We start from the raw sequence: 26779 nt of genomic DNA on the forward strand, positions 1-26779 counted from the left end.
TCGCGGCGGCGCGGGCGGCCTGCTAAGGCAGGCCTCCCCGCCGCGAAACCCCGCCGACCCCGATGCTCCCCCTCGCCCTGACGCTCGGAGACCCCGCCGGGATCGGACCGGAACTGGCGCTGGCGGCCTGGCTCGCCAGCACGCCGCGCGATCCGCTCCCCGCCTTCTTCCTCGTCGCCGACCCGGCCTTCGTCGAGCGGACCGCCAACCGGCTCGGCCTGCCCGTGCCGGTTGCCGAGATCGACCCCGAGACGGCGGCCGAGGTGTTTCCCCGCGCGCTCCCCGTGGTGGCGCTGCCGAGCGGCAGCGAGACCGAAGCCGAGCCGGGTGTCCCAGATTCGGTCACGGCCGGGGCGACGATCGAGTCGATCACCGCCGCCGTCGGATTCGTCCGCGCGGGCCGGGCCAGCGCGGTGGTGACCAACCCGATCGCCAAGTTCGTGCTGACGCGGGCGGGCTTCGCCCATCCCGGCCACACCGAGTTCCTGGCGGCGCTCGCGGTCGCGCCCGGCCGCACCCCGCCGCGCCCGGTGATGATGATCTGGAGCGAGACGCTGGCGGTCGTGCCGGTGACGATCCACGTGCCGTTGCGCGACGTGCCGAGGCTGCTGACGCAGGATCTCGTGGTCGAGACCGCCCGCATCGTCGCCCGGGATCTCGCCGAGCGCTTCGGGCTCGAAGCGCCGCGTCTGGTGCTGGCCGGCCTCAACCCGCATGCGGGCGAATCCGGCACGATCGGCCACGAGGACCGGGACGTACTGGCACCGGCGGTGGCGCGGTTGCGTGCCGAGGGCATCGACATCCGCGGGCCGCTGCCGGCCGACACCCTGTTCCACGCGCGGGCGCGGGAGACCTACGACGTGGCGCTCTGCCCGACCCACGACCAGGCGCTGATCCCGGTGAAGACCATCGCCTTCGACGACGGCGTCAACGTCACCCTCGGGCTGCCCTTCGTGCGCACCTCGCCGGACCACGGCACCGCCTTCGACATCGCCGGCAAGGGCCTCGCCCGCCCCGACAGCCTGATCGCCGCGATCCGTCTGGCCGACCGCCTCGCCCGCACCGCCGCGGCGCGGGCCGGCGGCGCGGGCCGCACCGCCGACGTGATCCCGCTCAACGCCTATGCCGGCCGCCCCCGCTCCGCCCCGGCCGCGCATTTCGATGCGGAGGACGAGCTGTGAGCATCGTTTTTCGAAACGCCGAACGCCCCTTCCCTCCCCCCTCTGCGGGGGAGGGTGGCCCGCGAAGCGGGTCGGGAGAGGGGAGCGCCGTATCCGGACAACGCGCTCCCCTCTCCCGACCCTCGCTAACGCGAGGCCCACCCTCCCCCGCAGAGGGGGGAGGGAGACGCGGGCACCTGAGCCGTGTCGGCGCACACCTGGACTCACGCTCCTCATGACCGCCCCCGACGGCCTGCCCCCCTTGCGCGAGGTGGTGGCGCGGCATGGGCTGGAGCCGAAGAAGGCGCTCGGCCAGAACTTCCTGTACGACCTCAACCTCACCGGGCGGATCGCCCGCGCGGCCGGCCCGCTCGCGGGCGTGACCGTGCTGGAGGTCGGGCCGGGGCCCGGCGGGCTGACGCGGGCGCTGCTCGCCGAGGGCGCCGCGCGGGTGATCGCGGTCGAGCGCGATCCCCGCGCCCTGCCGGCCCTGGCCGAGATCGCGGCGCACCATCCCGGGCGGCTGACGGTCGTCGACGCCGACGCCCTGGCCTTCGACCCGCGGCCGCTGATCGGCGACGGGCCGGCGCGGATCGTGGCGAACCTGCCCTACAACGTCGGCACCGCCCTGCTCACCGGCTGGCTCGACGGCGAGGCCTGGCCGCCGTGGTGGGATTCCGCCACGCTGATGTTCCAGCGCGAAGTCGCCGAGCGCATCGTCGCCAACGAGTCGGAGCGGGCCGATTACGGCCGCCTCGGCGTGCTGTGCGGCTGGCGCACGCAGAGCGACATCCTGTTCGACGTGGCGCCCTCCGCCTTCGTGCCGCCGCCGAAGGTGACGTCGAGCGTCGTGCGCATCGTCCCGCGCGCCGCCCCCCTGCCCTGCCGGGCGGGCGCGCTCGAGGCGGTGACGCGCGCCGCCTTCGGGCAGCGCCGCAAGATGCTGCGCCAGAGCCTGAAGGGGCTGACGCCGGAGCCCATCGCCCTGCTCGCGGAGGCCGGCATCGCCGAGACCGCGCGGGCCGAGGAGGTGCCGGTGGCCGGCTTCGTCCGGCTCGCCAACCTGTGGGACGCGCATAGAAAGGCCGGCGCCCCGTGAGGGACGCCGGCCGGTTTCGTCGAAGCGTGGCGTCTTAGCGGGTCTGCTGGATCGCCGAGAGGATCCACGGGCGCCCGGGCGTGCGCACGAAGGTCCAGAACTCGGTCGCCTCGCCCGGCTCGGTGGAGACGACGCGGTTGCTGTTCCGGTCGATCGTCACGTCCTTCAGGGTGTAGCGCATCGCCACCGTTGCGAAGTCCTGCGCGCCCTCGCCCCACGATTCCGACAGGTCGCCCTGCTGCAGCTTCACGTCCGAGATACGGTTGACGACGCCGCGGGCGGCATTGCCGCGCAGCTCCTCCTCGAAGTAGCCGGCCATCTCCGGCGTCGCGAGGTTGCGCAGGCCGACCATGTCCTCGTGCGAATAGGCATCCTGGACCTCGTTGAGCAGGCGCTCGAACGACTGGAAGTCGTTCGGGCCGATCTGCACCGGGCGCTGCTGCGGCGGACGCTGGGCGCCGCCCATCATGCCGCCGGTGCCGGCCGAACCGCCGAGGCCGGGATTGCCGCCCCCGGCCGCGTTCGGATCCATGCCCGAACGGGCGTAGGGCGCGCCCGCGGCGGCCGGCTCTCCGTTGCGGCGGCGGAACCAGCGCACCGCGAAGGAGACGAGCAGCACGACCAGGCCGACCTGCAGCAGCAGGCCGAGCATGGAGGCGATGCCGCCGAGCCCGCCGAAGAAGCCGCCGCCGAGCAGCGCGCCGAGGAGGCCGGCGCCGAGCAGGCCGGCCATGAAGCCGCCGCCGAAGCGGGGGCGCGCGGCAGGGGCCTGCATGCCGGGGTTGGTCATGCCCGGCGACGGCTGCGTCTGGGTGCGCTGCATCGGCGCCGCGCTCGGGGCGGTCGTGGTGGCCGACGGCGCGTTGAACGTGCGCGAGCCGCGCGAGCCCATGCTGGCGCCGCCGCCCGGCCGGGCCTCGACGGCGGGCGCCGCGACCGTCAGCGCGGCCGCCAGCGCCAGGATGGTCGCCGCACGCTTGCGGCGCGTGGTGGAGGTGAGCATCGATACGCCTCTAATCATCTCGAAACGTCGTGGACGTCGTCAAACGTCCTGGCGCGAGCGCCGACGATTAAGATGGTGACGCGGGGCGCGGGGTTTTAGTCCGTCGGTCCGCGATGTTTTCCGCAGCATCGCGAACGAATCGTCAGTGCGGGCCGGATGCGGCCCGCTCGGGCGCGGCCGGAAACACCAGCCGCACCTGCGTGCCCTCCCCCGCCCGGCTGTCCAGGGCGATGGTGCCGTTCTGCCGCTTCATCAGCCCGTGGACGATGGCGAGCCCCGCCCCGCGCCCGGCCTCGCGGCTGGTGGCGAAGGGCGCGAGCGCCCGGGCCAGCATCTCCGGCGACATGCCGGCGCCGGTGTCGGCGATGCGGATGCCGACCGCGCCGTCCTCCGGACGCTGGACCGACCGGTCGCCGGGTGCGATGTGGAAGCTCTCGATCCGGATCGTGCCGCCGTCCGGCATCGCCTCGCAGGCGTTGGTGACGACGTGGCCGAGCGCCAGCTCGACCTGGAGCGGGTTGCTGATCGCCCGCGGCAGGCCGGGCGTGCCGGCGACCTCCAGGCGCACGCCGGCGGGCAGGCCGGGGCGCAGGCGCTCCGCGGTCGCGGCGACGAGCGCGTCGAGGTCGATCGGGCGCACGTCGGGGGCGATCTTGCGCGAGTAGGCCAGCAGCTGGCGCGTGAGGATCGCGGCACGCTCGGTGGCGTCGGTCGAGCGGCTCATCGCCCGCTGGATGAACGGCTCCTGGCTGTCGCCGAGCCGGCGCTTCAGCCCGTCGATGTAGCCGATCAGGATCTGGAGGAAGTTGTTGAACTCGTGCGCGACGCTGTTGGTGAGCAGCCCCAGCGCCTCGCGCTGTCGCGACAGCACCAGGGCGCTCTCGGCGTCGCGCCGGCGCGTCACGTCGAAGACCTGCCCGAGGCGGTACGGGCTCCCGGCGATGGGACCGAGGGTCAGGCGCGCCCAGAAGGTGGAGCCGTCGCCGCGCGCCGCCAGGAACTCGGCGCCGTCGTCGAGGGTGCGGCGGTCGGCCGCCAGAAGCCGGACGTTCCGCCCGACCAGGGCCGCGGCTTCCAGCCCGGCGAGGTGCAGCAGGGCCGGGTTGGCGTGCACGATCGGCGCGTCGGGCCGGCGCGGGTCGAACAGGAAGGCGGGCGCCGCGGCATCGAGCAGCGCGGTCCAGCCGGCCTCGAGCGCCGGTTCGTCGAAGGCGTCCGCGTCGGGCTCTGCCATGCTCTCGTCCGGCCTCGCGGAGCGACGGCCCCGACGCGCTCAGCGATAGCCGCATCGCGCCGGACGGCCAAGCCTGAAGCGCGGCCGCGGGACGCGGCGGCGGTCGGGCGCCCAACTGCCGAAGCGGGTCCACCGTCTCTCGCAGGCCCCATCCGGGGCTGCGTCGGGCCTCAGGCCCTTCAACACAATCGCGTCATTCCGCGGCGCCGAAGGCGAACGCGGTATCCAGAACCACAGGCCGTGCTCGGGAAAGCGCCGCCGACGGGTCTGGATCCCCGGCTCCGCTGCGCGGCCCCGGGACGACGGAGCGGAGGACCGACCGCCCCCCGACAGCCTCTACTGCCGGATCCACATCACCCGGGCGATCCAGGCGATCTCGCCGACGTTGAGGTTGCGGTCTTCGTGCTCGGGGTTGAGCGAGGCGAGCTCGACCGTGCGCGCGGTGCGCCGGCGGAGTTCCTTGGCCAGCACCTCGCCGGAATGCAGCCGCACCACCACGCGGTCGCCCTTGCGCACGCCGGCCGACGGCGAGACGATCAACACGTCGCCGTCGCGGAACAGCGGCAGCATCGAATCGCCTTGAACCTCCAGGGCGAAGGCGCGCTCCTCGCCGAGATCGGGAAACTCGATCTCCTCCCAGCCGGGGCCGCCGGTCGGCATGCCCTCGTCGGTGAACTGGCGGCCGGCGCCGGCCTGAGTCAGGCCGATCAGCGGAACGGTCGCGCGCGGCGGCCCTTCGCGCGCCTCGATCAGCCGCAGGAAGTCGTCGAGGCTGGCGCCGGTCGCGGCCAGCACCTTCGACACCGACTCGGTGGAGGGCCAGCGCTTGCGGCCGTCGACGCCGACGCGCTTGGATCGGTTGAAACTGGTGGCGTCGAGGCCGGAACGTCGGGCGAGGCCGGATGGCGAAAAGCCGTGGCGCTCGGCCAGACGGTCGATGGCATTCCAAATCTGCTCGTGGGACAGCATGCGTGACCAAGGCGAAAACGACCGCTGAGACGCACGGCCTAGTTGTAGGAAAGTAGAACTACGGATTGAAAAAGGCAATCGGCCGAATGGGTGATCCACGCCGTTCCGCAGGCCCGATCGCCCCCCGAAACGGTTGCCAGGAGGCTGCCCGGCACCCTATCGACGGCGCATCGGAGACCGGGTGCCGCGATGACGCTGATCTACAAGATCTGTCCCGAGACGCTTTGGCGGGACGCGGAGGGCCTCGGCCGGTTCACCGGCGCCGGGATCGACCGGGCCGACGGTTTCATCCACTTTTCCACAGCCGCGCAGCTCGCAGAGACCGCGCGGCGGCACTTTTCCGGTCAGAACGACCTCGTGCTCGTCGCCGTCGAGGCGGAGGCGCTCGGCCCCGCACTGCGGTTCGAGCCCTCCCGCGGCGGCGATCTGTTCCCGCACCTCTACGGCGACCTGCCCCTCGACGCGGTACGCAGCGTGAGCGCGCTGCCGCTCGGCCCCGACGGCGTGCCCGCGCTGCCCGCGGAGATTCCGGCATGATCGGCGCCCTGTTCCCGCTGCTGCGCCCGGCCCTCCACGGTCTCGACGCGGAGCACGCACACAACCTCACCGTTCGCGCGCTGACCCTGCTGCCGGCGCGCACGCCGCCGGCCGACGATGCTCGGCTCGCGGTCGAGGTGTTCGGCCGGAGGTTTCCAAATCCGGTCGGGCTCGCGGCGGGCTTCGACAAGGGCGCGCAGGCGGCCAACGCCCTGCTCGGCCTGGGTTTCGGCTTCGTCGAGGTCGGCGGCGTGGTGCCGAAGCCCCAGCCCGGCAACCCGCGCCCGCGGGTGTTCCGGCTTCCCGGCGACCGGGCGGTGATCAACCGTTTCGGGCTCAACAGCGCCGGCCTCGACGTCGTCGCCGAGCGCCTGCGGGCGCGGGCCGGGCGGCCGGGGATCGTCGGCGTCAACATCGGCGCCAACAAGGACGCGACCGACCGGCTCGCCGACTACGTCGCCTGCACCGGGCGGCTGGCGCCGCTGGTCGACTTCGTCACCGTCAACGTGTCGTCGCCCAACACCCCGGGGCTGCGCGACCTCCAGGGCGAGGCCTTCCTCGACGACCTGCTCGCCCGCGTGGTCGCGACCCGCGACGCGGCCGCGGCCCGGAACGCCACGAAGGCCGCGATCCTCCTGAAGATCGCCCCCGACATCACGCTGGACGCGCTCGATGCGATCTGCGCGACCGCGATCCGCCGCGGGGTTCAGGCGCTCGTGGTCTCGAACACCACGATCGCGCGGCCGGCCTCGCTCACCGAGACGAAGCTCTCGGGGGAGGCCGGCGGCCTGTCCGGCCGCCCGCTCTTCGCGCCCTCGACGCGGATGCTGGCCGAGACCTACCGGCGCGTCGGCGACAGGCTGCCCCTGGTCGGCGTCGGCGGCATCGACTCGGCCGAGGCCGCCTGGACCAAGATCCGCGCCGGCGCGAGCCTGCTGCAGCTCTACTCGGCGCTGGTCTACGAAGGCCCCGGCCTCGTCTCCACGATCAAGCGCGGCCTGCTTGAGCGGATGCGGGCGGAGGGGCTGGCGAGCCTGGCCGACATCGTCGGGCGCGACGCGACGGCGTTGTCCAAGGCGGCTTAGACCGGCGCCTTCCCTCCCCCGCAGAGGGGGGAGGGAAGGCGCGGCTTCGTTTGCAGTCACGGGAGCGCTTGCCGCCCGCTCATGCACGCCGCCGGGTCCCGACCAGCACCGCGCCGGCGACGACGGCGCCGATCAGACCCCACTTCACCGGCAGCAGCGCGGCCCCCTCGCTCGGGAGCGGCTCCGCGACGAAGCGGCCGGGTGCGATCTCCACCCCCGGCTTGCCGTGCGCCCGCGCGTCGGCGATCTGGCTCGCCGTGACGGCCCAGGCGGCATCCCGGGCCCGGTCGTGCGCCATCATCGCGATCGCGACCGCGCAACCGGCCGCCAGCGCCGCGACGATCCGAACCCGTGCCTGCATCGACCGACCCTTCGCCGTGTCCGGAAACGAGAACCGTTAAAAATGCGCGCGTGCCGGACGCATGAGGGGGGTGCGCCGGGGCACGATTGAGAAGCACCCACGCGGTCTCTTATCTCGCAAGTGCGTGATCGCCACGCGCGAAACCCGATTCAGGCCCCGTCATGACCGACCCCGTCGCCACGCCCAAGCGCTCCTCGGCCGCCGGCGGCTGGGGCGCGCTGAAGAGCTGCGGCAAGCATCTCCTCGGCAGCCGCTCCCCGCTCTCGGGTGCCCGCGCCCTGCTCAAGGCGAACCAGCCCGACGGGTTCGACTGCCCCGGCTGCGCCTGGGGCGACCCGGAGCACGGCTCGTCGTTCGAGTTCTGCGAGAACGGCGTGAAGGCGGTGTCGTGGGAGGCCACCGACAAGCGCACGCCGCCGAAGTTCTTCGCGCGCCACACCGTGACCGAGCTGCGCGGCTGGAGCGACTACGCCCTCGAAGGCGAGGGCCGCCTCACCCATCCGATGCGCTACGATTCCGTGAGCGACCGCTACGTCGCGGTGACGTGGGACGCGGCCTTCGCCGAGATCGGCGCGACGCTGCGCGGCCTCGACCACCCGGACCAGGCCGAGTTCTACACCTCCGGCCGCGCCTCGAACGAGGCCGCCTACCTGTACCAGCTGTTCGCCCGCGCCTACGGCACCAACAACTTCCCCGACTGCTCGAACATGTGCCACGAGGCCAGCGGCATCGGGCTCGGCCAGGCCATCGGCATCGGCAAGGGCACGGTGCTCCTGGAGGATTTCGAGAAGGCCGACGCGATCTTCGTCGTCGGGCAGAACCCCGGCACCAACCACCCGCGCATGCTGGCCGACCTGCGCAAGGCCGCCGAGCGCGGCGCCAAGGTCGTCGTGTTCAACCCCGTGCGCGAGCGCGGCCTGGAGCGCTTCGCCGACCCGCAGAACACCGTCGAGATGCTGCGCGGCGCGAGCCGGCCGATCGCCAGCCACTACCTGCAGCCGCGGCTCGGCGGCGACATGGCCGCCTTCCGCGGCATCGCCAAGGCGGTGTTTTCCGCCGACGACGCGGCGCTCGCCGCCGGCCGCCCCTCGGTGCTCGACCGCGCCTTCCTCAACAGCCACACCGAAGGCCTCGCCGCCTACCGCGCCGCGGTCGACGCGACCACTTGGGATGCGATCGAGGACCAGTCGGGCCTCGCCCGCGCCGTGCTCGAGGAGGTGGCGGCGATCTACGTCGCCTCGTCGAAGTCGATCGCCACCTGGGCGATGGGCGTGACCCAGCATCGCCACTCGGTGGCGACGGTGCGCGAGATCGCCAACCTGATGTTCCTGCGCGGCAACATCGGGCGGCCCGGCGCGGGCCTGTGCCCGGTGCGCGGCCACTCGAACGTGCAGGGCGACCGCACGGTCGGCATCAACGAGAAGCCCCCGGCCGCCCTGCTCGACGCGCTCGAGCGCGAGTTCGGCTTCGCAGCGCCGCGCCGGCACGGCCACAACGTGCTGGCCGCCATCGGCGCGATGCTCGACGGCAGCGCCAAGGCCTTCATCGGCCTCGGCGGCAACTTCGCCCGCGCCACGCCGGACACGGCCCTAGTGGCCAAGGCGCTGGCCTCGTGCGAGCTGACCGTCCACATCGCGACGAAGCTGAACCACTCGCACCTGGTGCCGGGCCGGGTCGCCTACGTGCTGCCCTGCCTCGGGCGCACCGAGATCGACCGGAACGCCGCCGGCAAGACTCAGATCGTGACCGTCGAGGATTCGATGAGCATGGTCCACGGCTCGGGCGGCATCAACAAGCCGGCCTCGAAGGAGCTGCGCTCGGAGATCGCGATCATCGCCGGCATGGCCGCGGCCACCGTCGGCTCGGGCCGGATCGACTGGGCGGAAATGGCCGAGGATTACGACCGCATCCGCGACCGGATCGAGCGCACGATCCCGGGATTTACCGGCTACAATGTCCGGGTGCGGCGCCCGCGCGGCTTCATGCTGCGCAATCTCGCCGCCGAGCGGGTGTTCGAGACCGCCACCGGCCACGCCAACTTCTCCGCCGACGCGCTCCCCGAGGCGACCGAGCATCAGGTGGCCTCGGCGGCCGAGAACACCTTCGTGCTGCAGACCTTCCGCAGCCACGACCAATACAACACCACGATCTACGGCCTCGACGACCGCTACCGCGGCGTCTACGGCGAGCGCCGGGTGATCTTCTGCCACCCGGACGACCTCGCGACCCTGCGTGAAAGCTTCGGCGAGCGGGTCGACGTGATCGGACTGCATGCGGACGGCACGTCGCGCATCGCCGAGGATTTCCGGCTGGTGCCGTTCGACATGCCGCGCGGGAGCCTGGCCGGCTATTATCCCGAGCTCAACGTGCTGGTGCCGCTCTCGACCTTCGGCGCCGAGAGCGACACGCCGACCTCGAAGTCGGTGCTGGTCACGGTGCGCGGTCGCGCGGAAGCGGCCGCGGCGGCTTGAGCGAGGCCGACGACGCCGCGTTCCTGGCGCTGGTCGACGCGATCGCCCGCCGGCGGCCGGATCTCGGATCGATCGAGGCCGTGCTGCTGGCGGCGGCGCAGGGCGGCCTGGCCGCCGACAGCCGCGGCCTCGCCAAGGCCCTCGACGTCGCCCACGCCCACGCGCTGCGCGCCGTCACCGCCCTGGAGGAAGCCGGGCTCCTCGCGGTGGGCCGGCGCGACGCCCGGTCGGGCCGGGCGCACTACGCGCTGACCGGGGACGGCACGGCCCTGGTCGCCGCCGCGGCGGCCGACCCGGCTTGACGCATGCCTGCGGGGCGGCGAACCCGTGGGGTAGCGTTCGAGGGAAGCGAGGGCTCGGGATGGACACGATCCACCGGTCGGCCGCGGCCGGCTATGCCGCCCAGGCCGACACCTACGTCAGCGGCCGCCCGGACTATCCGCCCGCTCTCGACGGCTGGCTGCGCGACGACCTGCGGCTCGGCCCCGGCCGCACCGTGCTCGACCTCGGCGCGGGCACCGGAAAGTTCACCCCGCGCCTCTCCGCCACCGGGGCGCGCGTCGTCGCCGTCGAGCCGGTGCCGGCGATGCTGGCACGGCTCGTTGCGCGAAATCCCGATGTCGCGGCGCATCCGGGGCATGCGGAGGCCATCCCCCTCGCGGACGGTTCGGTCGACGCGGTCGTCTGCGCGCAGTCCTTCCACTGGTTTTCCACCCCGGCGGCGCTCGCCGAGATCCGCCGCGTGCTCCGCCCCGGCGGCACGCTCGGGCTGGTCTGGAACGTGCGCGACGAATCCGTGCCCTGGGTCGCGGCGCTGACGCGGATCGTCGACGCCTACGAGGACGACACCCCGCGCTACCGCACGCAAAACTGGCGCGCGGTGGTCCCCGGCCCAGGCTTCGGCCCCCTGCACGAGCGGCGCCTGCCGCACCGGCACGTCGGACCGCCGGAGGACGTGATCGTCGGCCGTGCGCTCTCGGTCAGCTTCATCGCCGCCCTGCCCCCGGGCGAGCAGGCGGCCGTCGCCGCCGAGATACGGGGGCTGATCGCCGCCACGCCGGACCTCGCCGGGCACGACAGCGTGGCCTACCCCTACGAGACGGTGGCGTTCCACTGCACGGCATCGGGCTGACCGGTCGCGATTTGATGCCGGAACAGCCCAGGACGTTGTCACGAGCCAGGAAGGGGAGACCTCATCGCGGGAGGAATATCGAACTCCCGAGCGATGTCCGTGATCCCTGGATCACGGGAATGGCTCCATTTGAGAGATCGCGTTTTCTGCACGCGAACCGGAAGCAACCTCGCCCTGGAATGCTCCAGCTCTTTCCCCGAAGCGAACACGACGATTGCCACGATCGGCACCGTCATCCTCTCGGATGAGCCGGCAGCGGATCGATCTGCAGAGGCGCGGGGCGAACGAGGCCGCACGCCCGATCGCCGATCGCGAGGGTCTTCATCTGATCGGCCTTGAAGCGTTCGGCGAACGCGTCGGGAATCGCGCACCACGCCCGATGCGTTTCGATCCAGGCGATCGCAATGGTGCCATTCCGCTGCAGATCACCGAACAGTGCGCAGGTCGCCTCAGGCGTCTTCGTGATCGCCGACTTCGAACCGGCATTCACCGCCGCCACGAACGCCCTGCGTTCCTCGAGCATCTCTTGAAGTTTGCCGCACTCGGCTGGCTGCGCGAGCGCTACGGTTCCATGCAGGGCGCTTCCCGCGAGAGCGGCCGCCAGTGGTCGAGAGATCGCGCTCAGCATGAGCTTGACCCTTCGCGTTGCCGCAGCGTCGGAGATGGCTACGGCGTGTGGTGCGCGTTGCGCGTTTCACGCGGATCGGCGCTTCCCGAAAGCGGCCATTCGTCGGCCGCCCGTCCCCTCACTGCCCCTTGGCCTTGATCGCCTCCGACCACGTCACCGCGCGCTTGGCCATGCCGACGTGCTGGCGCTCGTACATGCGGTTCTCGACCTTGATCGCCGCGCGCTTGGCGTTCTCGGGCCGGTCGAAGGCTTCGAGCACGAGGCGGGCGCGGCGGACCTCCTCCTCGGTCGGGGCGAAGGAGGTGTTGGCGGGCTCCAGCTGGTTGGGGTGGATCAGCGTCTTGCCGTCGAAGCCGAGGTCGCGCGCCTGGCGACACTCGGCGCGGCAGCCCTCGACGTCGCCGATGTCGTTCCACACGCCGTCGAGGATCGTCAGCCCGGACGCGCGGGCCGCGGCGAGGGTGAACATCATCCACGGCAGCATCGGCACGCGGCCGGGCACGAGCTGGGCCCAGGTGTCCTTGGCCAGGTCGTTGGTGCCGAGCACGAAGCAGGTGAGCCGGGTGCGCCGGTCGCGGCTGGCGCGGGCGATGTCCTGGATGTTCAGGATCGCGGCCGGCGTCTCGATCATCGCCCAGACCGCGATGTCGTCCGGCGCGTCGAGGGCCTCGAGGTGGTCGGCGATGCTCTCGAGCACGGCCGGCGAGGACACCTTCGGCATCAGGATCGCGTCCGGCCGCGCCTCGATCGCCGCGCGCAGGTCCTTCTCGCCCCACGGCGTCTGGGGGGCGTTGACGCGGATGATCAGCTCGCGGTCGCCGTACGCACGGCTCTTGACCGCGGCGCAGACCTGATCGCGGGCGAGATCCTTCTCCTCCATCGAGACCGCGTCCTCGAGGTCGAGGATCAGGCAGTCGGCCGGCAGGGTCTTCGCCTTGTCGAGCGCACGCTGGTTCGAGCCCGGCATGTAGAGGACGCTGCGGCGGAGGCGGAGATCGGACATTCGGCTGGGACCCCGGATAAAATCGCGCGACCCTACCGCAACGCACTCGCCTGACCAGGGGCCGCGGCGCCGAAACCCGGAGATTCCGGCGCAATCGAAACCGCCGACGCCGTGTCGTTCGTGCAACGGCCGGGCCCCGCTTTGGTCACGTTCCGCGGCCAAGGGCTGGGGAAACGCCACCGATCGAAGGGCAAGACCATGCTGCGACACGCACTTTTCGGGCTGATGCTGACGGCGGGCCTCGCCCTGCCGGGGCCGGCCTCGGCCGCCAGCAACACGGTGGTCGGCGTCGGTTCCGGCGCGGTCGCCGGCGCGCTCGTCGCCGGCCCGATCGGGGCGGTGGCGGGGGCGGTGATCGGGGGCGTCGTCGGCTCCTCGAGCGAGCGGGCCCGGCGCCCGCGGATGCGGCGCGCCCGCCTCGTCCGGCAGCGGCGCGCGGAGGCGCCGGCCCGGCGCAGCGTGCAGCGCCGGGTCGAGGCGGTGCCGCCGGCCGGGTCCGCGCCGACCACCTGGAAGGACCCGCGCTGAGGCGGGCCGCTCAGGCGCGGCCCGGGAGGAACGTCCGCCGGGCGAGCCCCGGATAGGCCAGCGCCTGCCCGATGCCGCGCGCCCCGAGGAAGGCGAGGAAGGCCAGCCACAGGCCGGCATTGCCGAGATTCAGGCCCTGCACGAGCACGAGGGCGGCGCAATAGGCGCCGAGCGCGGCCAGCATCAGGTTGCGCATCGCCCGCGTCCAGGTCGCGCCGATGTAGATGCCGTCGTAGGCGAAGGGCAGCGCCGCGACGAAGGGAGCGGCGGCCGCCAGCGGCAGGTAGCGCCGCGCGACCGCGCGCACCGGCTCGCTCGTGGTGACGAAGTCGATGAAGGCGTGGCCGCCGACGAGCGCCAGCAGGCTGACGCCGAGGCCGAAGCCGAGGCACCAGCCGAGCGACAGCGCCGACGCCTTGCGGAACCCGCCGGCGTCGCGCCCGCCGACCGCCTGCCCGCACAGGGCCTCGGCGGCGGTGGCGAAGCCGTCGAGGAAGAACCCGCCGATCAGAAACAGATTCCACAGCACCGCGTTGGCCGCCAGCACCGCGTCGCCCTGGCGTGCGCCGAGCGCGGAGAACAGGACGATGCCCGACACGAGCGCCAGCGTCCGCACGATCACGTCGCCGTTGACCGCGAGCGTGCGCCGCAGCGCGACGGGATCGCGGACCTCGGACCACGGCACCCGCCAGGGCTTCGAGCCGAGGCGCACCAGGATCGCGAGGCCGAGGGCGAGGCCGGCCGCCTCCGCGATCACGGTGGCGAGGGCGGCGCCGGACAGGCCGAGGTCGAGGCCGAGGACCAGCGCGAGCGTCAGGCCGATGTTCACCAGATTGATCGCCACCTGCAGCAGCAGGCCGAGATCGGTGCGGCCGCGCCCGAGCACCGAGCCGAGCACGGCGTAGTTCGCCAGCGCGAACGGCGCCGAGAGGATGCGGATGTGGATGTAGGTCGCGAGGCCCGCGATCACCGCGGGGCTCGCGCCGGTGATCCGGAAGGCGGCGGCCGCGATCGGTCCTTGCAGGACGACCAGGGCGAGGCCGGCGACGAGGGCCGCCGCGAGGGCGCGCGCCAAGGTCCGGTCGACCTCGGCGCCGTCTCGGGCGCCGACCGCCTGCGCGGTGAGGCCGGCGGTCGCCATGCGCAGCGCGCCGAACGACCAGAACAGCGCGTCGAAGATCACGGCGCCGAGGGCGATCGCCCCGAGCAGCGCGGCGTCGCCGAGCCGCCCGATCACCGTGGCGCCGACGAAGCCGAGCATCGGCGTGGTGACGTTGGCGATCGTCATCGGCAGGGCGAGCGCGAGCACGCGCCGGCCGGTGATGGGCTCGATTGGGATCACGCGGCCTCCGGGTCGCGGTGGAGACTAGCCTACCGCGAGACCGCGAACAGCCGCGAGATGAGCCACAGCGGCACCACCACCACCGCGCCGGCCAGGATCCAGCCGCCGAAATCGTGGAAGGTGGCGAGGCCGAGATCGATCAGCGCGCGGGCCGCGTCGTAGATCTGCCAGAACAGCCGCGCCGGGGTCAGCCCGAGCATCGCCATGAAGGCGCCGACCAGGACCGAGAGGAACAGCAGCCGCAGGAACACGCCGGCCGGCGAGCCGCCGAGGAAGCGGCGCAGGGCCGAAGCGCGATAGCCCGGCGGCGGTCCCTGGTAGGGGTCTCCCGAATAGTTCTGGCCTGGGCGGCGCGGGTCGTGCTCGACGATCATCGACATTCCTTTGCGGGATGAAGGTCTTCCAACCGTCCGAAGCCGGCGGAACCGTGACGGATGCACCACACCGGGCGCGAAACCGGATCGTGGTTCGGGCGTTAGGCGGTTTCGCCGGCCGAACCGAGATGGCAATGCAGCGCTCGCGCGCCAAGATGGGTTCGGAATTCGCGGATGCCGTGACGCCTCGCCCCGCGCAGCCCCAAAAGACGAGACGAAACGCCCCATGATCGACCACGCCCTGTTCGACCCGGCGACGATCGATCCGGACACCAAGCGCCTCAACGCCGAGATCGTCGCGGCGCACGCGGCGCAGGCCGACCCGTGGTCGCTGCCCATCGCCGAGGTGCGCGCGCGGCGCCGCGCCGGCACGCCCGCCTCGCCCGCGATGCCGCGCAGCGCCCGCGCTGAGACCATGACGATCGACGGCCCCGGCGGCCCGCTGAACCTTCGGGTGATCCGCCCCCGGGCCGGCGTGAAGCTGCGCGGCGCCTACCTGCACATCCACCGCGGCGGCTGGGTCTGGGGCTCGGCCGACGAGCAGGACCCGTGGCTCGAGCGGATCGCCGACACCTGCGGCTTCGTCTGCCTCTCGGTCGAGTACCGCCTCGCCCCCGAGCATCCCTACCCGGCGGCGCTCCTCGATTGCGAGGCGGCGGCGCTCTGGCTCGCCGGCCCGGGCAAGGCCGAGTTCGGCATTTCGGCGCTGACCATCGGCGGCGAATCGGTCGGGGCGCACCTCGCGGTGATGGTGCTGCTGCGCCTGCGCGACAAGCACCGGCTTCCGCGCGCCTTCCGCGGCGCGAACCTCAACGCCGGCTTCTTCGACCTCGGGCTGACCCCGTCGGTGCGCAACTGGGGCGACGAGCGCCTCGTGTGCAACACCACCGACCTCACCGCCTTCGCCGACGGCTACGTCCGCAACGGCATCGACCGGCGCCGGCCGGACGTGTCGCCGATCTACGCCGACCTCAAGGGCTTGCCGCCGGCCCTGTTCACCGTCGGGACCTGCGACCCGCTGCTCGACGACACGCTCTACATGTCCGCCCGCTGGGCGGCGGCGGGCAACGGCGGCCACACGGCGGTCTATCCCGGCGGCTGCCACGTCTTCATCCGCTATCCCGGCGCGATGACGGAGCGGGCGCTGGAGCTGATCGACCGCTTCCTGATGGCGCTCGCCTGAGCCGGCGCGCGGCGGCCGACCCGAGCGCCCTGCCGCCGGCCTTCGCCGCCTGGTTCGCCGCGCGCGGCTGGGCCCCGCGGCCGCACCAGCTCGACCTGCTGCGCATCGCGGGCGCCGGCCGCTCGGCGCTGCTCGTCGCCCCGACCGGCGCCGGCAAGACGCTCGCCGGCTTCCTGCCGAGCATGGTCGCGCTGTCGCAGAGCCGGGCGAAACCCTCCGAGCGCCGGCTCCACACGCTCTACATCTCGCCGCTGAAGGCGCTCGCCGTCGACATCGCCCGCAACCTCGACGCGCCGGTGGAGGGCATCGGCCTGTCGCTGCGGATCGAGACCCGCACCGGCGATACCCCGTCGCACAAGCGCACCCGCCAGATCGAGCGGCCGCCGGACATCCTGCTGACCACGCCCGAGCAGCTCGCCCTGCTCATCGCCCACCGCGAGGCGACCGAGTTCTTCTCCGGGCTGCGCTGCGTCGTCCTCGACGAGCTCCACGCCCTCGTCACCTCGAAGCGCGGCGACCTGCTGTCCCTGGCGCTCGCCCGCCTGCACCGCCTCAGCCCCGGCCTCACCGCGATCGGGCTGTCGGCGACGGTGCGCGAGCCGGACGAGCTGCGGAAGTACCTCGTGCCGCAGAACGCCGCCTTCCCTCCCCCCCCTGCGGGGGAGGGTGGCCCGCGAAGCGGGTCGGGAGAGGAGAGCGCCGCTCCCGGAAATGTCGCTCCCCTCTCCCGACCCTCGCTCACGCGAGGCCCACCTTCCCCCGCAGGGGGGGGAGGGGAAGGTCCACGCATGGCCGACCTCGTCGTCGTCGCCGGCGGCGCGGCGCCCGACCTGCACCTGCTCGACACCGGCAAGACCTTGCCGCTCGCCGGGCACACCGCGTGGCATTCCATGCCGGCGATCTACGACCTGATCCGGGCGCACCGCACGGTGCTGGTCTTCGTCAACACCCGGCTCCAGGCGGAGTACACCTTCCAGGAGCTGTGGCGGCTCAACGACGACGTGCTCCCGATCGCGCTCCATCACGGCTCCCTCGACGCCACCCAGCGCCGCCGGGTCGAGGCGGCGATGGCGGCGGGCTCGCTCCGGGCGATCGTCTGTACCGCGACGCTGGACCTCGGCATCGACTGGGGCGACGTCGACCTCGTGGTCAACGTCGGCGCGCCGAAGGGGGCGAGCCGGATCATGCAGCGGATCGGGCGCGCCAACCACCGCATGGACGAGCCGTCGAAGGCCTACCTCGTCCCCGGCAACCGCTTCGAGATCCTGGAATGCCAAGCGGCGCTCGACGCGGTCGAGGAGGCGGCGCAGGACACGCCCGACGCCCGCCTCGGCGCGCCGGACGTGCTCGCCCAGCACGTGCTCGGCATGGCCTGCGCCGACGCGTTCGACCCGGTGGCGCTCTACGACGAGGTGATCTCGGCCGCCCCCTACGCCACCCTGTCCTGGGAGGATTTCGAGGCGGTCGTCGACTACGTCGCCACCGGCGGCTACGCGCTGCGCGCCTACGAGCGCTTCGCCAAGATCCTGCGCGGGCCGGACGGGCTGTGGCGGGTGCGCGACGCGCGCGTCGCCCAGCAGTACCGGATGAACATCGGCACCATCGTCGAGGCGGCGAAGGTGAAGGTCCGGCTCGCGCGCGCGATGCGGGGCAAGCCCAACACCGTGCTACCGAAGACCGGCCGGGTGCTCGGCGAGATCGAGGAGGACTTCGCCGACACGCTGACGCCGGGCGACACCTTCCTGTTCGCCGGCGAGGTGCTGCGCTTCGAGGGCCTGGCCGAGGACGAGGCGATGGCCACGCGCGCCGGGCCCGGGACCGACCCGGCGATCCCGTCCTATGCCGGCTCGAAGTTCCCGCTCTCGACCTACCTCGCCGCCCGCGTCCGCGCGATCATCGCCGACCCGTTCGAGTGGGACCGGCTGCCGCGCCAGGTCGCCGACTACCTGCTCCTCCAGCGCAGCCGCTCGCTGCTGCCGGGCGAGCGCGACCTCCTGGTCGAGACCTTCCCGCGGGCCGGGCGCCACTACCTCACGGCGTTCCCGTTCGAGGGCCGGCTCGCGCACCAGACGCTCGGCATGCTGCTGACCCGGCGGCTGGAGCGCGCCGGCCTGCGCCCGCTGGGCTTCGCCGCCAACGATTACGGCATCGCGATCTTCATGACCCGCGACCTGTCCGAGCGGATCGCCCGGGATCCCGCCTTCCTCGAAGACCTGTTCGCCCAGGACATGCTCGGCGACGACCTCGACGCCTGGCTCGACGAATCCTCGATGATGAAGCGCACCTTCCGCCAATGCGCGGTCATCGCCGGGCTGATCGAGCGCCGCCATCCCGGGATGAAGAAGACCGGCCGGCAGGTCACGATCTCCACCGACCTGATCTACGACGTGCTGCGCAAGCACCAGCCCGACCACCTGCTGATGCGCGCCGCGCGCCAGGATGCGGCAACCGGACTCCTCGACGTGAGGCGGCTCGGCATGATGTTGGAGCGCATCCAGGGGCGAATCACCCACAAGGCCCTCGACCGGGTCTCGCCGCTCTCGGTCTCCGTGATGCTGGAGATCGGGCGCGAACGGGTCTACGGCGAGGGCGCCGACGAGATCCTGGCCGAGGCCGAGGCCCAGCTTCTCGAGGAGGCGCTGGGGTGACGCCGCCCTCCCCCACCGACGAGGACACCATCTTGGCGCTCGGCCTGAGACTCGAGAAGACTCAAAAATCCCCCGGCCTGCAGCTGTCCGGCGAGACCCTCACCCTCGACCGGTGCGGCGGCCTGTGGCTGGCCGATCACCGCACGCTGATCGTCTCCGACCTCCACCTCGAGAAGGGCTCGGCCTACGCCGCCCGCACCGGCCAGTTCCTGCCGCCCTACGACACCCGCGAGACGCTGGCCTGCCTGCACGAGGCGGTGGCGCGCTTCGACCCGGCCTGCATCGTGGCGCTCGGCGACAGCTTCCACGATTCCCGCGGCCCCGAGCGGATGGAGCCCGGCGACCGGGCGATGGTCGCCGCCCTGCAGCAGGGCCGCGACTGGGTCTGGATCGCCGGCAACCACGACGCGGCCGTGAGCGAGGGCGTCGGCGGTCGCTACGCCGAGGTGATGACGCTCGGCGGCCTCACCCTCCGCCACGAGCCGACCCCGGGCGCGGCGCCGGGCGAGATCGCCGGCCACCTCCACCCGTGCGGCAAGGTCGCGATGCGCGGACGCGCGGTGCGCCGCCGCTGCTTCGTCACCGACGGCACCCGCCTGGTGATGCCGGCCTTCGGCGCCTATGCCGGCGGCCTCAACGTCCGCGACGCGGCGTTCGAGCCGCTGTTCTCGGCGGGGTTCACGGCGCATCTCCTCGGCGACGGCCGGGTGTTCTCGATCGGGCGGTCGATGCTGGCGAAGGATTGAGGTTTTCGCCCGCGTGCCAGCGGGCAGCACCGTCGGGCGTGGACGAACGGTGCGCCCCACCATATGCTTCCGTCATGTCCGTCGAGGTCGTTTATCTGCTGCGCAAGGACGAGCGCGGCTTCCGGGACCTCGATACCGTGGTGCTGCTCGAGTCGGCCCGCTCGCATAACGGCGAGACGATCCCGGCGGGGCGTGCAGGAACCGTCGTCGGCGTCTGGACCGACAGCCCGGATTGCATCGTCGAGTTCTCGGAGCCGGACGGCGCGCTGGCCACCGTGCCGGCAACGATCCTGACGCATGCGACGCCGACCGCTCTGCGATGAGCGGATCGCCGCTCCCGCAGAACCTTGCCATTCCGGGCGACAAGATCGCCAGATACCTTCTCAATCCCGATCATCCGCAAGGCGGATCGAAGGCACGCTTCTTCCTCGGCTTCGGACTCAACCGCGAGCGGACGACCGAATTCGCGGATGCGCTGTTTCTGCAGGCCCTGCGCGCATCCGTTCGCATGGTCACGCCGACATCGCCGGATCGGCGGGTGATCGCCTGCATCGGTCCGATCGCGACGCCGTCGGGACGCGAACCCTGGATCCGCACCGTGTGGCTGGCCGAGCGCGACGAGGTCGGACGCCTCGTCACGGCCCATCCCGATCGGGCTCGCAGCGCCTGAAGGTATGGTCGCGTCAGGACCGGCGCCGCGCCGCGTCAGGAGCATCCGTGTCCCTCCCCCTCGTGCTCCGGCAACGTCAGCCCGAAATGCTGGACGAGGTCGGCGACCTGGGCGGGGCTGAGAAGGCGCGGGTTGAGGTTGCGCAGGAGCAGGTAGAGCTTGGCCGTCTCCTCGAGCTCCTCGGTGGCGAAGACCGCGGCCTCCAGGCTCGCGCCGGCGACGACCGGGCCGTGGTTGGCGAGCAGCACCGAACTGTACTTCCCCGCCAGGCCCCGGATCGCGTCGGCGACGCCTGGGTCGCCGGGGCGGTAGTACGGGACCAGCGCCGTGCCGCCGGTGCGCATTAGGTAGTACGGCGTCAGCGGCGGCAGCACCGCCTTCGGGTCGATCTCCGGCAGCATCGACACCGCGACCGCGTGCGTCGAGTGCAGGTGGACGATGGCGCGCGCCTCGGCGCGGCTCTCGTAGAGCGCGGTGTGGAGCGGGATCTCCTTCGTCGGCGTGTCGCCGGAGACCACCCGTCCCGTCGCGTCGAGACGCGAGATCCGGGCCGGGTCGAGGAAGCCGAGCGAGGCGTTGGTCGGGGTCACCAGCCAGCCGCCGTCATCGAGCCGAAGGGAGATGTTGCCCGAGGAGCCCGGCGTCAGCCCGCGCTCGAACAGCGAGCGCCCGTAGCGGCAGATGCTTTCGCGCAGGGTGGATTCGCTCATGTTCGGTTCCTCAAGCCCGATCTCCTATGCGGTCGCGCCCGCCACCAGCTCGAAGCCGAGGTCGATCGTCTCGGCCGGGCCGCCGGCCGCCAGGCGCTCGGCGGCGACCGCGCCGATCCGCAGTCGCGGCGTGCGGATGGTCGAGAGCGGCTGCGGCATCGCCGCGGTGATGTCGAGGCCGTTGTAGCCGAACAGCGCGAGGCGGTGCGGGATCGACCAGCCGCGCGCCAGGCAGCAGAAGTAGCCGCCGAGCGCCATGTCGTCGTTGCAGAAGTACACGGCGTCGAGGTCCGGCGTGCGGTCGAGCAGCCGGTCGAGCGCCGCGCGCCCCGCCGTGGCGGAGGACGGTTCTGCGACCACCTCACGGTCGATCAGCCCGTGCCCCGCGCCTTGCAGGGCCGCCTCGAATCCCGCGAGCCGCTTCCCCGCCCGGAGGTCGCGAAGAATGTCGTGGCCGACATAGCCGATGCGGCGGTAGCCCCGCCCGAGCAGGTGCGCGGCGCTCGCCTCGCCGACCGCCCGGTTGGAGAAGCCGACGACGAGGTCGAGGCCCGGCCCGTCGGTGTCGATCATCTCGACCACGCGGATCCCGGCGGCGCGCAGGAGCGCGACGGTGCCGGGATTGTGCTCCACCCCGGTGACGACGAGGCCGGCCGGGCGCCACGACAGCAGCGCGCCGACCAGCGCCTCCTCGCGGTCGGGATCGTAGTCGGAGACGCCGATCACGCTCTGGAAGCCGGTGCGGTCGAGCGCCCCCGTCAGCCCGCGCAGCAGGTCGGGGAAGACGATGTTGGCGAGCGACGGGATCACGATGCCGACGAGCTGCGAGCCGGCCGACGTCGCGTTGCCCGCGAGCGACCCGGCCAGCCGGTTCGGCACGTAGCCGAGCTCGACCACGGCCGCGGCCACCCGGTCTGCGGTGCGCTTCGAGAACGAGCCCTGGTTGCGCAGCACCCGCGAGACCGTGCTCTCGCCGAAACCCGATTCCCGGGCGACGTCCGCCAGCGTCACGAGGCGCCGATGCAGGTTCATGGAGGCCCTTCGCGTGGCGATGCGCTCAGCGACATATCGAGCATCGCTGTCACCCGCAAGCTGATTGGCAGCGCTGCCAAACTGAGATAGGCAGGTTTCAAGCGCCGGGAAACGGTGCGGAACCAAGCAGAACGCCGGCACGCCAAGACGTCGGCGACGGAGGACGCCATGAGTTCACCAGCCGCCGTGCTGCCGGGCAGCGCCGTGCCATCGAAGGACTTCGTCGAGCAGACCTATACCAAGGTGTTCTGGCGCCTCGTGCCGTTCCTGATGCTCTGCTACGTCGTCGCCTACCTCGACCGGGTCAACGTCGGCTTCGCCAAGCTGCAGATGTCCCAGGACCTCGGCTTCAGCGAGACGGTCTACGGCTTCGGCGCGGGCGTGTTCTTCGTCGGCTACTTCCTGTTCGAGGTGCCCTCGAACGTGATCCTCCACCGGGTCGGCGCGCGGATCTGGATCGCCCGGATCATGGTGACCTGGGGGATCATCTCGGGTGCGTTCCTGTTCGTGAACTCCGCCACGACTTTCTACGTCATGCGCTTCCTGCTCGGGCTGGCCGAGGCGGGCTTCTACCCGGGCGTGATCCTCTACACGACGGCCTGGTTCCCGGCGCATCGCCGGGCCAAGGTCATCGCCGTGTTCATGGCCGCGATCCCCGTCTCGGGCATCTTCGGCAACCCGCTCTCGGGCTGGATCATGGATGCCTTCAACGGCGCCCACGGGCTCGCCGGCTGGCAGTGGATGTTCGTGATCGAGGCGGTGCCGGCGGTGCTGGTCGGCATCGCGGTGTTCTTCTACCTCGACAACCGGGCCTCGGAGGCCAAGTGGCTGACCGACCCCGAGAAGGCGGTGATCGAGCGCGACATCGCCGCCGACAACGTCGGCAAGGAGACGAGCCCGCACTCGATCGCGACCGTGTTCCGCAACGGCCGCGTCTGGTTCATGAGCTTCATCTACTTCTGCTTCGTCACGGGCCAGTACGGCCTGACCTTCTGGATGCCGACGCTGGTGAAAGCCACCGGCGTACAGGGCAACCTCAACATCGGCCTGATCAGCGCGATCCCGTTCCTGTTCGCGGTGTTCGTGATGATCCTGCTCGGGCGAAGCGCCGACCGGATGCGCGAGCGCCGCTGGCACCTGATCGTGCCTGCGCTCTGCGGCGCGGTCGGCTTCGTCGTCGCCGCCACCGCCGGCAGCACGGTGATCGCGATCATGGCGCTCTCGATCGCCGCGGGCGGGGTGCTCACCTGCGCGCCGCTGTTCTGGTCGATGCCGACCGCGTTCCTGTCGGGGGCGGGCGCCGCCGCCGGCATCGCGCTGATCAACTCGGTGGGCAACCTCGCGGGCTTCGCCAGCCCCTACGTGATCGGCGCCCTGAAGGACTACAGCGGCAACACCGCCACCGGCATGTACGCGCTCGCCGCCATGCTGGTGCTCGGCTCGGTCGCGACCTTCGTGACGCCCAAGCGCCTCGTGAACCGCTGAACCGGCGCACCTTCCGCAGACCCCCGACCGGACATCCCCGATGACAGCACCCTCCTCCGCCCGGCACGCCGCGGTGATCGGCCTCGGCTCGATGGGCTTCGGCATGGCGGCCTCGCTGCAGCGGGCCGGCTTCACGGTCGCGGCCTGCGACGTGAACCCCGAGGCGGTCGCCCGCTTCTCGGCGGCCAGCGGGCGCGGCACGGCGAGCCCGGCCGAAGCGGCGGAGGGCGCGAGCGTCGTGATCTGCGTCGTCGTCAACGCCGCCCAGACCGAGGCCGTGCTGTTCGGCGAGGCCGGCGCCGCGGCGGCGATGCCGGAGGGCGCGGTGTTCGTCTCCTCGGCGACCATGGACCCGGCCGTCGCCCGGCGGCTGGCGGCGCGGCTCGAGGCCACCGGCCGGCACTACCTTGACGCGCCGATGAGCGGGGGCGCGGCGCGCGCCGCCGACGGGGCTCTGACCTTCCTGGCCTCCGGCTCGGCCGCCGCCTTCGACGCGGCGCGCCCGGCGCTCGGTGCGATGGCCGGCACGCTCTACGAGCTCGGCGACGAAGCCGGCCAGGGCGCGGCCTTCAAGATGATCAACCAGCTGCTCGCGGGCGTGCACATCGCTGCCGCGTCGGAAGCCATGAGCTTCGCCGCCAAGCAGGGCCTCGACCTCGCCCGCGTCTACGAGGTGATCACGAAGTCGGCCGGCAATTCCTGGATGTTCGAGAACCGGATGCCGCACGTCCTCGACGGCGATTACAGCCCCAGAAGCGCGGTCGACATCTTCGTCAAGGACCTCGGCATCGTGCAGGACATGGCGCGCGCCGAAAAGTACCCGGTGCCGGTGGCGGCCGCCGCCCTGCAGATGTTCCTGATGGCGTCGGGCTCGGGGATGGGCCGCGACGACGATGCCTCCGTCGCGCGGCTCTACGCCCAGGTCTCGGGCGCGACCCTGCCGGCCGCGAAGCGCTGAGGAAGTCCATCCATGCCGCGCTTTGCCGCCAACCTCACCCTGATGTTCACCGAGCTCCCCTTCCTCGACCGCTTCGCAGCAGCCGCGGACCAGGGCTTCGGCGCCGTCGAGTTCCTGTTCCCCTACGCGCATCCGGCCGACGCCATCGCCGACCGCCTGGCGCGCCACGGCCTGACCCAGGCGCTGTTCAACCTGCCGCCGGGCGACTTCGAGGCCGGCGAGCGCGGGCTCGCGGCCCTGCCCGAGCGCTTCGACGAGCTGAAGCAGGGCGTCGCGACCGCTCTGCGCTACGCCGAGGCCACCGGCGTCGGGCGCCTCCACCTGATGGCGGGGCTGGCCGACCCGAACGATCCGGCCGCGCGCGACGCCTACCGCCGCGCCGTCGCCTGGACCGCCGACGCTCTCGGCACGGCGGGCCTCGACCTCGTGCTGGAGCCGATCAACGGCCGCAACATGCCGGGCTACTTCCTGAACGATTTCGGGGCGGCGGCGGCGCTGATCCGCGACCTCGCGCGGCCGAACCTGAAGCTGCAGTTCGACCTCTACCACTGCCAGATCCTGCACGGCGACGTGACGATGCGGCTGCGCGCGCTGATGCCGATCGTCGGCCACGTGCAGACCGCCTCGGTGCCGGGGCGACACGAGCCCGGCACCGGCGAGATCGACGACGCCATCCTCTTCGCGGAGCTCGACCGGCTCGGCTACGACGGGTTCGTCGGCTGCGAATACAATCCGGCCGCCGGCACCGTCGCGGGCCTCGGCTGGTTCGCGCCCTATCGCGAAGGCCGGCGGGGGGATGCACGATGAGCCTGCCGCTCGCGCTCGGCTGCGTCGCCGACGACTATACCGGCGCCTCGGACCTCGCCAACACCCTGACCAGGGCCGGCCTGCGCACGGTGCAGACCATCGGCGTGCCGGCCGACGACCTCGCCCTGCCGGCGGTCGACGCGGTGGTGGTGGCGCTGAAGAGCCGGTCGATCGACCCGCGCGAGGCGGTGGCGCGCTCCCGCGAGGCCGACGCCTGGCTGCGCCGGCGCGGTACCGGCCACGTGCTGTTCAAGGTCTGCTCGACCTTCGATTCGACCGAGGCCGGCAATATCGGCCCGGTGCTCGACGCGCTGCGGGCGGATGCGGCCGAGCCGATCGCGCTCGTCACCCCCGCCTTTCCCGAGACCGGGCGCAGCGTCTACCAGGGTCATCTCTTCGTCGGCGCGACGCTGCTCGCCGAGAGCCCGCTGAAGGACCACCCCCTCAACCCGATGCGCGATTCGAGCCTCGTGCGGGTGCTGGCCCGCCAGAGCGCCGGCACGGTCGGGCTGATCGACATCGCCACCGTGACGCGCGGTCCGGACGCGGTCGCCGCGCGCCTCGACGCCCTGGCGAAGGAGGGCCACGGCGCGGCCATCGCCGACGCGATCTTCGATGCCGACCTCGAGATCCTCGGCCGCGCCGCCTTGCGGCACCGCGTCTCCTGCGGCGCCTCGGGCCTCGGCCTCGGGCTCGCCCGCGCGCTGGTCGCGGACGGGCGCGGCGCATCCGGCGCCGGTGCGGTGGCGGGCGAAGCGGTCGGCGGCCACGCCGCGTGCCTCGCGGGCAGCTGCTCGCAGGCGACGCTGGCGCAGATCGAGGCCGCGGCCGATCACATGCCGGTGCTGCGCCTCGACACCGAGCGGCTGCTGTCCGGCCCCGGCGAGGTCGAGGCGGCCATCGCCTGGGCCGCCGAGCGCCTTGCCGCCGGCCCGGTCCTCGTCGCCAGCAGCGCCGCGCCCGACGCGGTGCGCGCGCTCCAGGCCAGGCACGGCGGCGCCGCGGTCGGCCAGGCGATCGAGGCGGCGCTGGCGCGGCTCGCCGCGGACCTCGTCGCCCGCGGCGTCCGCCGGCTCGTGGTCGCCGGCGGCGAGACCTCCGGCGCGGTGGTCGACCATCTCGGGCTGAAAGCCTTCCTGCTCGGCCCCGAGATCGCCGCCGGCGTCCCCGTCCTGCGCACGGCCGGCGGCGATCCGATGCTGCTTGCGCTGAAATCCGGCAACTTCGGCGGCCGCGACTTCTTCCTGCGCGCGCTCGCCCTGATGCAGTGAGCGATACGGGTGCTTCTCGCTTCCCTGACCGCCTTCGAAAGTCTCGTCGCGCCTTCCCTCCCCCCGACGGATCTCGGGCTTGACCGAGATCCGCACCTTGTGTGCCCACGTCGTGTACCCAAGTCGGGCAGGCCCGACTTGGGTACGGGGGGGCAGCGGTTGGGCCAACGCAAATCGATCCCGCCCGACCCTGCCTACCAAGAGGCTTCCAAGGCAGGCCTGGACCCTCGGCCCCCCCGGCAGTATCGGCCGCCGGCGCACCAAGGCCCTGGTCGCGTCCGAGCTCGGAAGCGCGGCGGGTAGGGAAAGGGGTTGGCGGTAGGTGTAGCATGTCGTTGGCGTC

General features: G+C 72.5%; 27 protein-coding genes. 17 read left to right on the top strand and 10 right to left on the bottom strand.

The window, feature by feature from the left end; all coding sequences use genetic code 11:
* Positions 1-62 precede the first annotated feature (62 nt).
* Entirely contained in the window at positions 63-1181 is a 1119-nt protein-coding gene (gene pdxA / locus MKK55_RS07160) for a 4-hydroxythreonine-4-phosphate dehydrogenase PdxA (protein WP_243933927.1), read from the top strand.
* Positions 1182-1395: 214 nt separating this feature from the next.
* On the top strand, positions 1396-2259 hold the full coding sequence (rsmA, locus tag MKK55_RS07165; protein ID WP_243933928.1) for a 16S rRNA (adenine(1518)-N(6)/adenine(1519)-N(6))-dimethyltransferase RsmA: 864 nt from the start codon (positions 1396-1398) through the stop codon (positions 2257-2259).
* A gap of 34 nt (positions 2260-2293) precedes the next feature.
* On the opposite strand, the gene MKK55_RS07170 is transcribed toward rsmA, so the two are convergent.
* From MKK55_RS07170 to MKK55_RS07180, 3 genes are all read right to left on the bottom strand, one after another.
* On the bottom strand, positions 2294-3262 hold the full coding sequence (locus MKK55_RS07170) for a TIM44-like domain-containing protein (RefSeq protein WP_243933929.1): 969 nt from the start codon (positions 3260-3262) through the stop codon (positions 2294-2296).
* Between the two features lie 142 nt (positions 3263-3404).
* Positions 3405-4496: an ATP-binding protein gene (locus MKK55_RS07175; RefSeq protein ID WP_243933930.1), complete on the bottom strand. Its 1092-nt coding sequence runs from the start codon at positions 4494-4496 to the stop codon at positions 3405-3407.
* A 336-nt stretch (positions 4497-4832) separates the two neighbouring features.
* Positions 4833-5465: a helix-turn-helix transcriptional regulator gene (locus MKK55_RS07180; protein ID WP_147727904.1), complete on the bottom strand. Its 633-nt coding sequence runs from the start codon at positions 5463-5465 to the stop codon at positions 4833-4835.
* A 189-nt stretch (positions 5466-5654) separates the two neighbouring features.
* Here MKK55_RS07180 and MKK55_RS07185 point away from each other — a divergent pair, with 189 nt between their 5' ends.
* Positions 5655-6002 carry a DUF952 domain-containing protein gene (locus tag MKK55_RS07185; RefSeq protein WP_147843452.1) on the top strand — a complete coding sequence of 116 codons (348 nt, stop codon included), beginning with the start codon at positions 5655-5657 and terminating at the stop codon, positions 6000-6002.
* Positions 5999-7087, top strand: coding sequence for a quinone-dependent dihydroorotate dehydrogenase (locus tag MKK55_RS07190; protein WP_243933931.1), 1089 nt, complete (start codon positions 5999-6001; stop codon positions 7085-7087). The genes MKK55_RS07185 and MKK55_RS07190 overlap by 4 nt, the downstream gene beginning before the upstream one ends.
* A gap of 79 nt (positions 7088-7166) precedes the next feature.
* Here the strand turns inward: MKK55_RS07190 and MKK55_RS07195 are convergent, their stop codons facing one another.
* Positions 7167-7448 carry a hypothetical protein gene (locus MKK55_RS07195; RefSeq protein WP_147843450.1) on the bottom strand — a complete coding sequence of 94 codons (282 nt, stop codon included), beginning with the start codon at positions 7446-7448 and terminating at the stop codon, positions 7167-7169.
* Between the two features lie 161 nt (positions 7449-7609).
* Between MKK55_RS07195 and MKK55_RS07200 the strand changes: the two genes are divergently transcribed.
* From MKK55_RS07200 to MKK55_RS07210, 3 genes are read left to right on the top strand one after another with little or no spacing between them, the layout of a single operon-like run.
* The gene (locus MKK55_RS07200) at positions 7610-9919 is read left to right on the top strand and encodes an FdhF/YdeP family oxidoreductase (protein ID WP_243933932.1); all 2310 of its coding nucleotides are present in this window, start codon (positions 7610-7612) and stop codon (positions 9917-9919) included.
* On the top strand, positions 9916-10221 hold the full coding sequence (locus MKK55_RS07205; RefSeq protein ID WP_147860222.1) for a hypothetical protein: 306 nt from the start codon (positions 9916-9918) through the stop codon (positions 10219-10221). Before MKK55_RS07200 ends, MKK55_RS07205 begins: the two co-directional genes overlap by 4 nt.
* Positions 10222-10280: 59 nt before the next feature.
* On the top strand, positions 10281-11051 hold the full coding sequence (locus tag MKK55_RS07210; protein WP_243933933.1) for a class I SAM-dependent methyltransferase: 771 nt from the start codon (positions 10281-10283) through the stop codon (positions 11049-11051).
* 232 nt (positions 11052-11283) lie between these two features.
* On the opposite strand, the gene MKK55_RS07215 is transcribed toward MKK55_RS07210, so the two are convergent.
* Both MKK55_RS07215 and MKK55_RS07220 read right to left on the bottom strand, forming a co-directional pair.
* Complete coding sequence (locus MKK55_RS07215) at positions 11284-11679, bottom strand: hypothetical protein (protein ID WP_243933934.1); 396 nt, start codon at positions 11677-11679, stop codon at positions 11284-11286.
* A gap of 118 nt (positions 11680-11797) precedes the next feature.
* Positions 11798-12682, bottom strand: coding sequence for an HpcH/HpaI aldolase/citrate lyase family protein (locus tag MKK55_RS07220; protein ID WP_147729473.1), 885 nt, complete (start codon positions 12680-12682; stop codon positions 11798-11800).
* A 198-nt stretch (positions 12683-12880) separates the two neighbouring features.
* Between MKK55_RS07220 and MKK55_RS07225 the strand changes: the two genes are divergently transcribed.
* Positions 12881-13210: a hypothetical protein gene (locus MKK55_RS07225; protein WP_243933247.1), complete on the top strand. Its 330-nt coding sequence runs from the start codon at positions 12881-12883 to the stop codon at positions 13208-13210.
* 10 nt (positions 13211-13220) lie between these two features.
* On the opposite strand, the gene MKK55_RS07230 is transcribed toward MKK55_RS07225, so the two are convergent.
* A complete protein-coding gene (locus MKK55_RS07230) occupies positions 13221-14498 on the bottom strand; it encodes an MATE family efflux transporter (RefSeq protein WP_243933948.1) in 1278 nt (425 codons plus the stop codon).
* An 83-nt stretch (positions 14499-14581) separates the two neighbouring features.
* Positions 14582-14926, bottom strand: a complete 345-nt coding sequence (locus tag MKK55_RS07235; protein ID WP_147844799.1) for a DUF6460 domain-containing protein — start codon at positions 14924-14926, stop codon at positions 14582-14584.
* A gap of 226 nt (positions 14927-15152) precedes the next feature.
* Here MKK55_RS07235 and MKK55_RS07240 point away from each other — a divergent pair, with 226 nt between their 5' ends.
* From MKK55_RS07240 to MKK55_RS07260, 5 genes are all read left to right on the top strand, one after another.
* The gene (locus MKK55_RS07240) at positions 15153-16109 is read left to right on the top strand and encodes an alpha/beta hydrolase (RefSeq protein WP_147859546.1); all 957 of its coding nucleotides are present in this window, start codon (positions 15153-15155) and stop codon (positions 16107-16109) included.
* Entirely contained in the window at positions 16106-18757 is a 2652-nt protein-coding gene (locus MKK55_RS07245; RefSeq protein ID WP_243933949.1) for a ligase-associated DNA damage response DEXH box helicase, read from the top strand. The genes MKK55_RS07240 and MKK55_RS07245 overlap by 4 nt, the downstream gene beginning before the upstream one ends.
* Before the next feature lie 32 nt (positions 18758-18789).
* On the top strand, positions 18790-19503 hold the full coding sequence (pdeM, locus tag MKK55_RS07250) for a ligase-associated DNA damage response endonuclease PdeM (RefSeq protein ID WP_147859558.1): 714 nt from the start codon (positions 18790-18792) through the stop codon (positions 19501-19503).
* A gap of 74 nt (positions 19504-19577) precedes the next feature.
* Entirely contained in the window at positions 19578-19826 is a 249-nt protein-coding gene (locus tag MKK55_RS07255; RefSeq protein ID WP_243933935.1) for a DUF4926 domain-containing protein, read from the top strand.
* On the top strand, positions 19823-20173 hold the full coding sequence (locus MKK55_RS07260) for a DUF6883 domain-containing protein (RefSeq protein WP_243933936.1): 351 nt from the start codon (positions 19823-19825) through the stop codon (positions 20171-20173). Before MKK55_RS07255 ends, MKK55_RS07260 begins: the two co-directional genes overlap by 4 nt.
* A 35-nt stretch (positions 20174-20208) precedes the next feature.
* On the opposite strand, the gene MKK55_RS07265 is transcribed toward MKK55_RS07260, so the two are convergent.
* Entirely contained in the window at positions 20209-20883 is a 675-nt protein-coding gene (locus tag MKK55_RS07265; RefSeq protein ID WP_243933937.1) for an aldolase, read from the bottom strand.
* A 24-nt stretch (positions 20884-20907) separates the two neighbouring features.
* Entirely contained in the window at positions 20908-21915 is a 1008-nt protein-coding gene (locus MKK55_RS07270) for a LacI family DNA-binding transcriptional regulator (RefSeq protein ID WP_243933939.1), read from the bottom strand.
* A gap of 168 nt (positions 21916-22083) precedes the next feature.
* Here MKK55_RS07270 and MKK55_RS07275 point away from each other — a divergent pair, with 168 nt between their 5' ends.
* From MKK55_RS07275 to otnK, 4 genes are read left to right on the top strand one after another with little or no spacing between them, the layout of a single operon-like run.
* Entirely contained in the window at positions 22084-23400 is a 1317-nt protein-coding gene (locus MKK55_RS07275) for an MFS transporter (RefSeq protein ID WP_243933940.1), read from the top strand.
* Between the two features lie 40 nt (positions 23401-23440).
* Positions 23441-24358, top strand: coding sequence for an L-threonate dehydrogenase (ltnD, locus tag MKK55_RS07280; protein WP_243933941.1), 918 nt, complete (start codon positions 23441-23443; stop codon positions 24356-24358).
* Between the two features lie 12 nt (positions 24359-24370).
* Positions 24371-25165, top strand: coding sequence for a 2-oxo-tetronate isomerase (otnI, locus tag MKK55_RS07285; protein WP_243933942.1), 795 nt, complete (start codon positions 24371-24373; stop codon positions 25163-25165).
* 2 nt (positions 25166-25167) lie between these two features.
* Positions 25168-26436, top strand: a complete 1269-nt coding sequence (gene otnK, locus MKK55_RS07290) for a 3-oxo-tetronate kinase (RefSeq protein ID WP_243933950.1) — start codon at positions 25168-25170, stop codon at positions 26434-26436.
* Positions 26437-26779 lie beyond the last annotated feature (343 nt).

The sequence above is a fragment of the Methylobacterium sp. J-059 genome (assembly GCF_022829485.1).
Classification (GTDB): domain Bacteria; phylum Pseudomonadota; class Alphaproteobacteria; order Rhizobiales; family Beijerinckiaceae; genus Methylobacterium.

Bases quoted from the DNA above. Each gene is read 5' to 3' on its own strand.
- MKK55_RS07195 (WP_147843450.1), bottom strand. From the start codon at position 7,448: ATGCAGGCACGGGTTCGGATCGTCGCGGCGCTGGCGGCCGGTTGCGCG.
- pdxA (WP_243933927.1), top strand. From the start codon at position 63: ATGCTCCCCCTCGCCCTGACGCTCGGAGACCCCGCCGGGATCGGACCG.
- MKK55_RS07185 (WP_147843452.1), top strand. From the start codon at position 5,655: ATGACGCTGATCTACAAGATCTGTCCCGAGACGCTTTGGCGGGACGCG.
- MKK55_RS07190 (WP_243933931.1), top strand. From the start codon at position 5,999: ATGATCGGCGCCCTGTTCCCGCTGCTGCGCCCGGCCCTCCACGGTCTC.
- MKK55_RS07180 (WP_147727904.1), bottom strand. From the start codon at position 5,465: ATGCTGTCCCACGAGCAGATTTGGAATGCCATCGACCGTCTGGCCGAG.
- MKK55_RS07225 (WP_243933247.1), top strand. From the start codon at position 12,881: ATGCTGCGACACGCACTTTTCGGGCTGATGCTGACGGCGGGCCTCGCC.
- MKK55_RS07230 (WP_243933948.1), bottom strand. From the start codon at position 14,498: ATGACGATCGCCAACGTCACCACGCCGATGCTCGGCTTCGTCGGCGCC.
- MKK55_RS07270 (WP_243933939.1), bottom strand. From the start codon at position 21,915: ATGAACCTGCATCGGCGCCTCGTGACGCTGGCGGACGTCGCCCGGGAA.
- MKK55_RS07170 (WP_243933929.1), bottom strand. From the start codon at position 3,262: ATGCTCACCTCCACCACGCGCCGCAAGCGTGCGGCGACCATCCTGGCG.
- MKK55_RS07275 (WP_243933940.1), top strand. From the start codon at position 22,084: ATGAGTTCACCAGCCGCCGTGCTGCCGGGCAGCGCCGTGCCATCGAAG.
- rsmA (WP_243933928.1), top strand. From the start codon at position 1,396: ATGACCGCCCCCGACGGCCTGCCCCCCTTGCGCGAGGTGGTGGCGCGG.
- ltnD (WP_243933941.1), top strand. From the start codon at position 23,441: ATGACAGCACCCTCCTCCGCCCGGCACGCCGCGGTGATCGGCCTCGGC.
- otnI (WP_243933942.1), top strand. From the start codon at position 24,371: ATGCCGCGCTTTGCCGCCAACCTCACCCTGATGTTCACCGAGCTCCCC.
- MKK55_RS07255 (WP_243933935.1), top strand. From the start codon at position 19,578: ATGTCCGTCGAGGTCGTTTATCTGCTGCGCAAGGACGAGCGCGGCTTC.
- MKK55_RS07175 (WP_243933930.1), bottom strand. From the start codon at position 4,496: ATGGCAGAGCCCGACGCGGACGCCTTCGACGAACCGGCGCTCGAGGCC.
- MKK55_RS07260 (WP_243933936.1), top strand. From the start codon at position 19,823: ATGAGCGGATCGCCGCTCCCGCAGAACCTTGCCATTCCGGGCGACAAG.
- MKK55_RS07265 (WP_243933937.1), bottom strand. From the start codon at position 20,883: ATGAGCGAATCCACCCTGCGCGAAAGCATCTGCCGCTACGGGCGCTCG.
- MKK55_RS07220 (WP_147729473.1), bottom strand. From the start codon at position 12,682: ATGTCCGATCTCCGCCTCCGCCGCAGCGTCCTCTACATGCCGGGCTCG.
- MKK55_RS07200 (WP_243933932.1), top strand. From the start codon at position 7,610: ATGACCGACCCCGTCGCCACGCCCAAGCGCTCCTCGGCCGCCGGCGGC.
- MKK55_RS07240 (WP_147859546.1), top strand. From the start codon at position 15,153: ATGATCGACCACGCCCTGTTCGACCCGGCGACGATCGATCCGGACACC.
- MKK55_RS07215 (WP_243933934.1), bottom strand. From the start codon at position 11,679: ATGCTGAGCGCGATCTCTCGACCACTGGCGGCCGCTCTCGCGGGAAGC.
- MKK55_RS07210 (WP_243933933.1), top strand. From the start codon at position 10,281: ATGGACACGATCCACCGGTCGGCCGCGGCCGGCTATGCCGCCCAGGCC.
- MKK55_RS07235 (WP_147844799.1), bottom strand. From the start codon at position 14,926: ATGATCGTCGAGCACGACCCGCGCCGCCCAGGCCAGAACTATTCGGGA.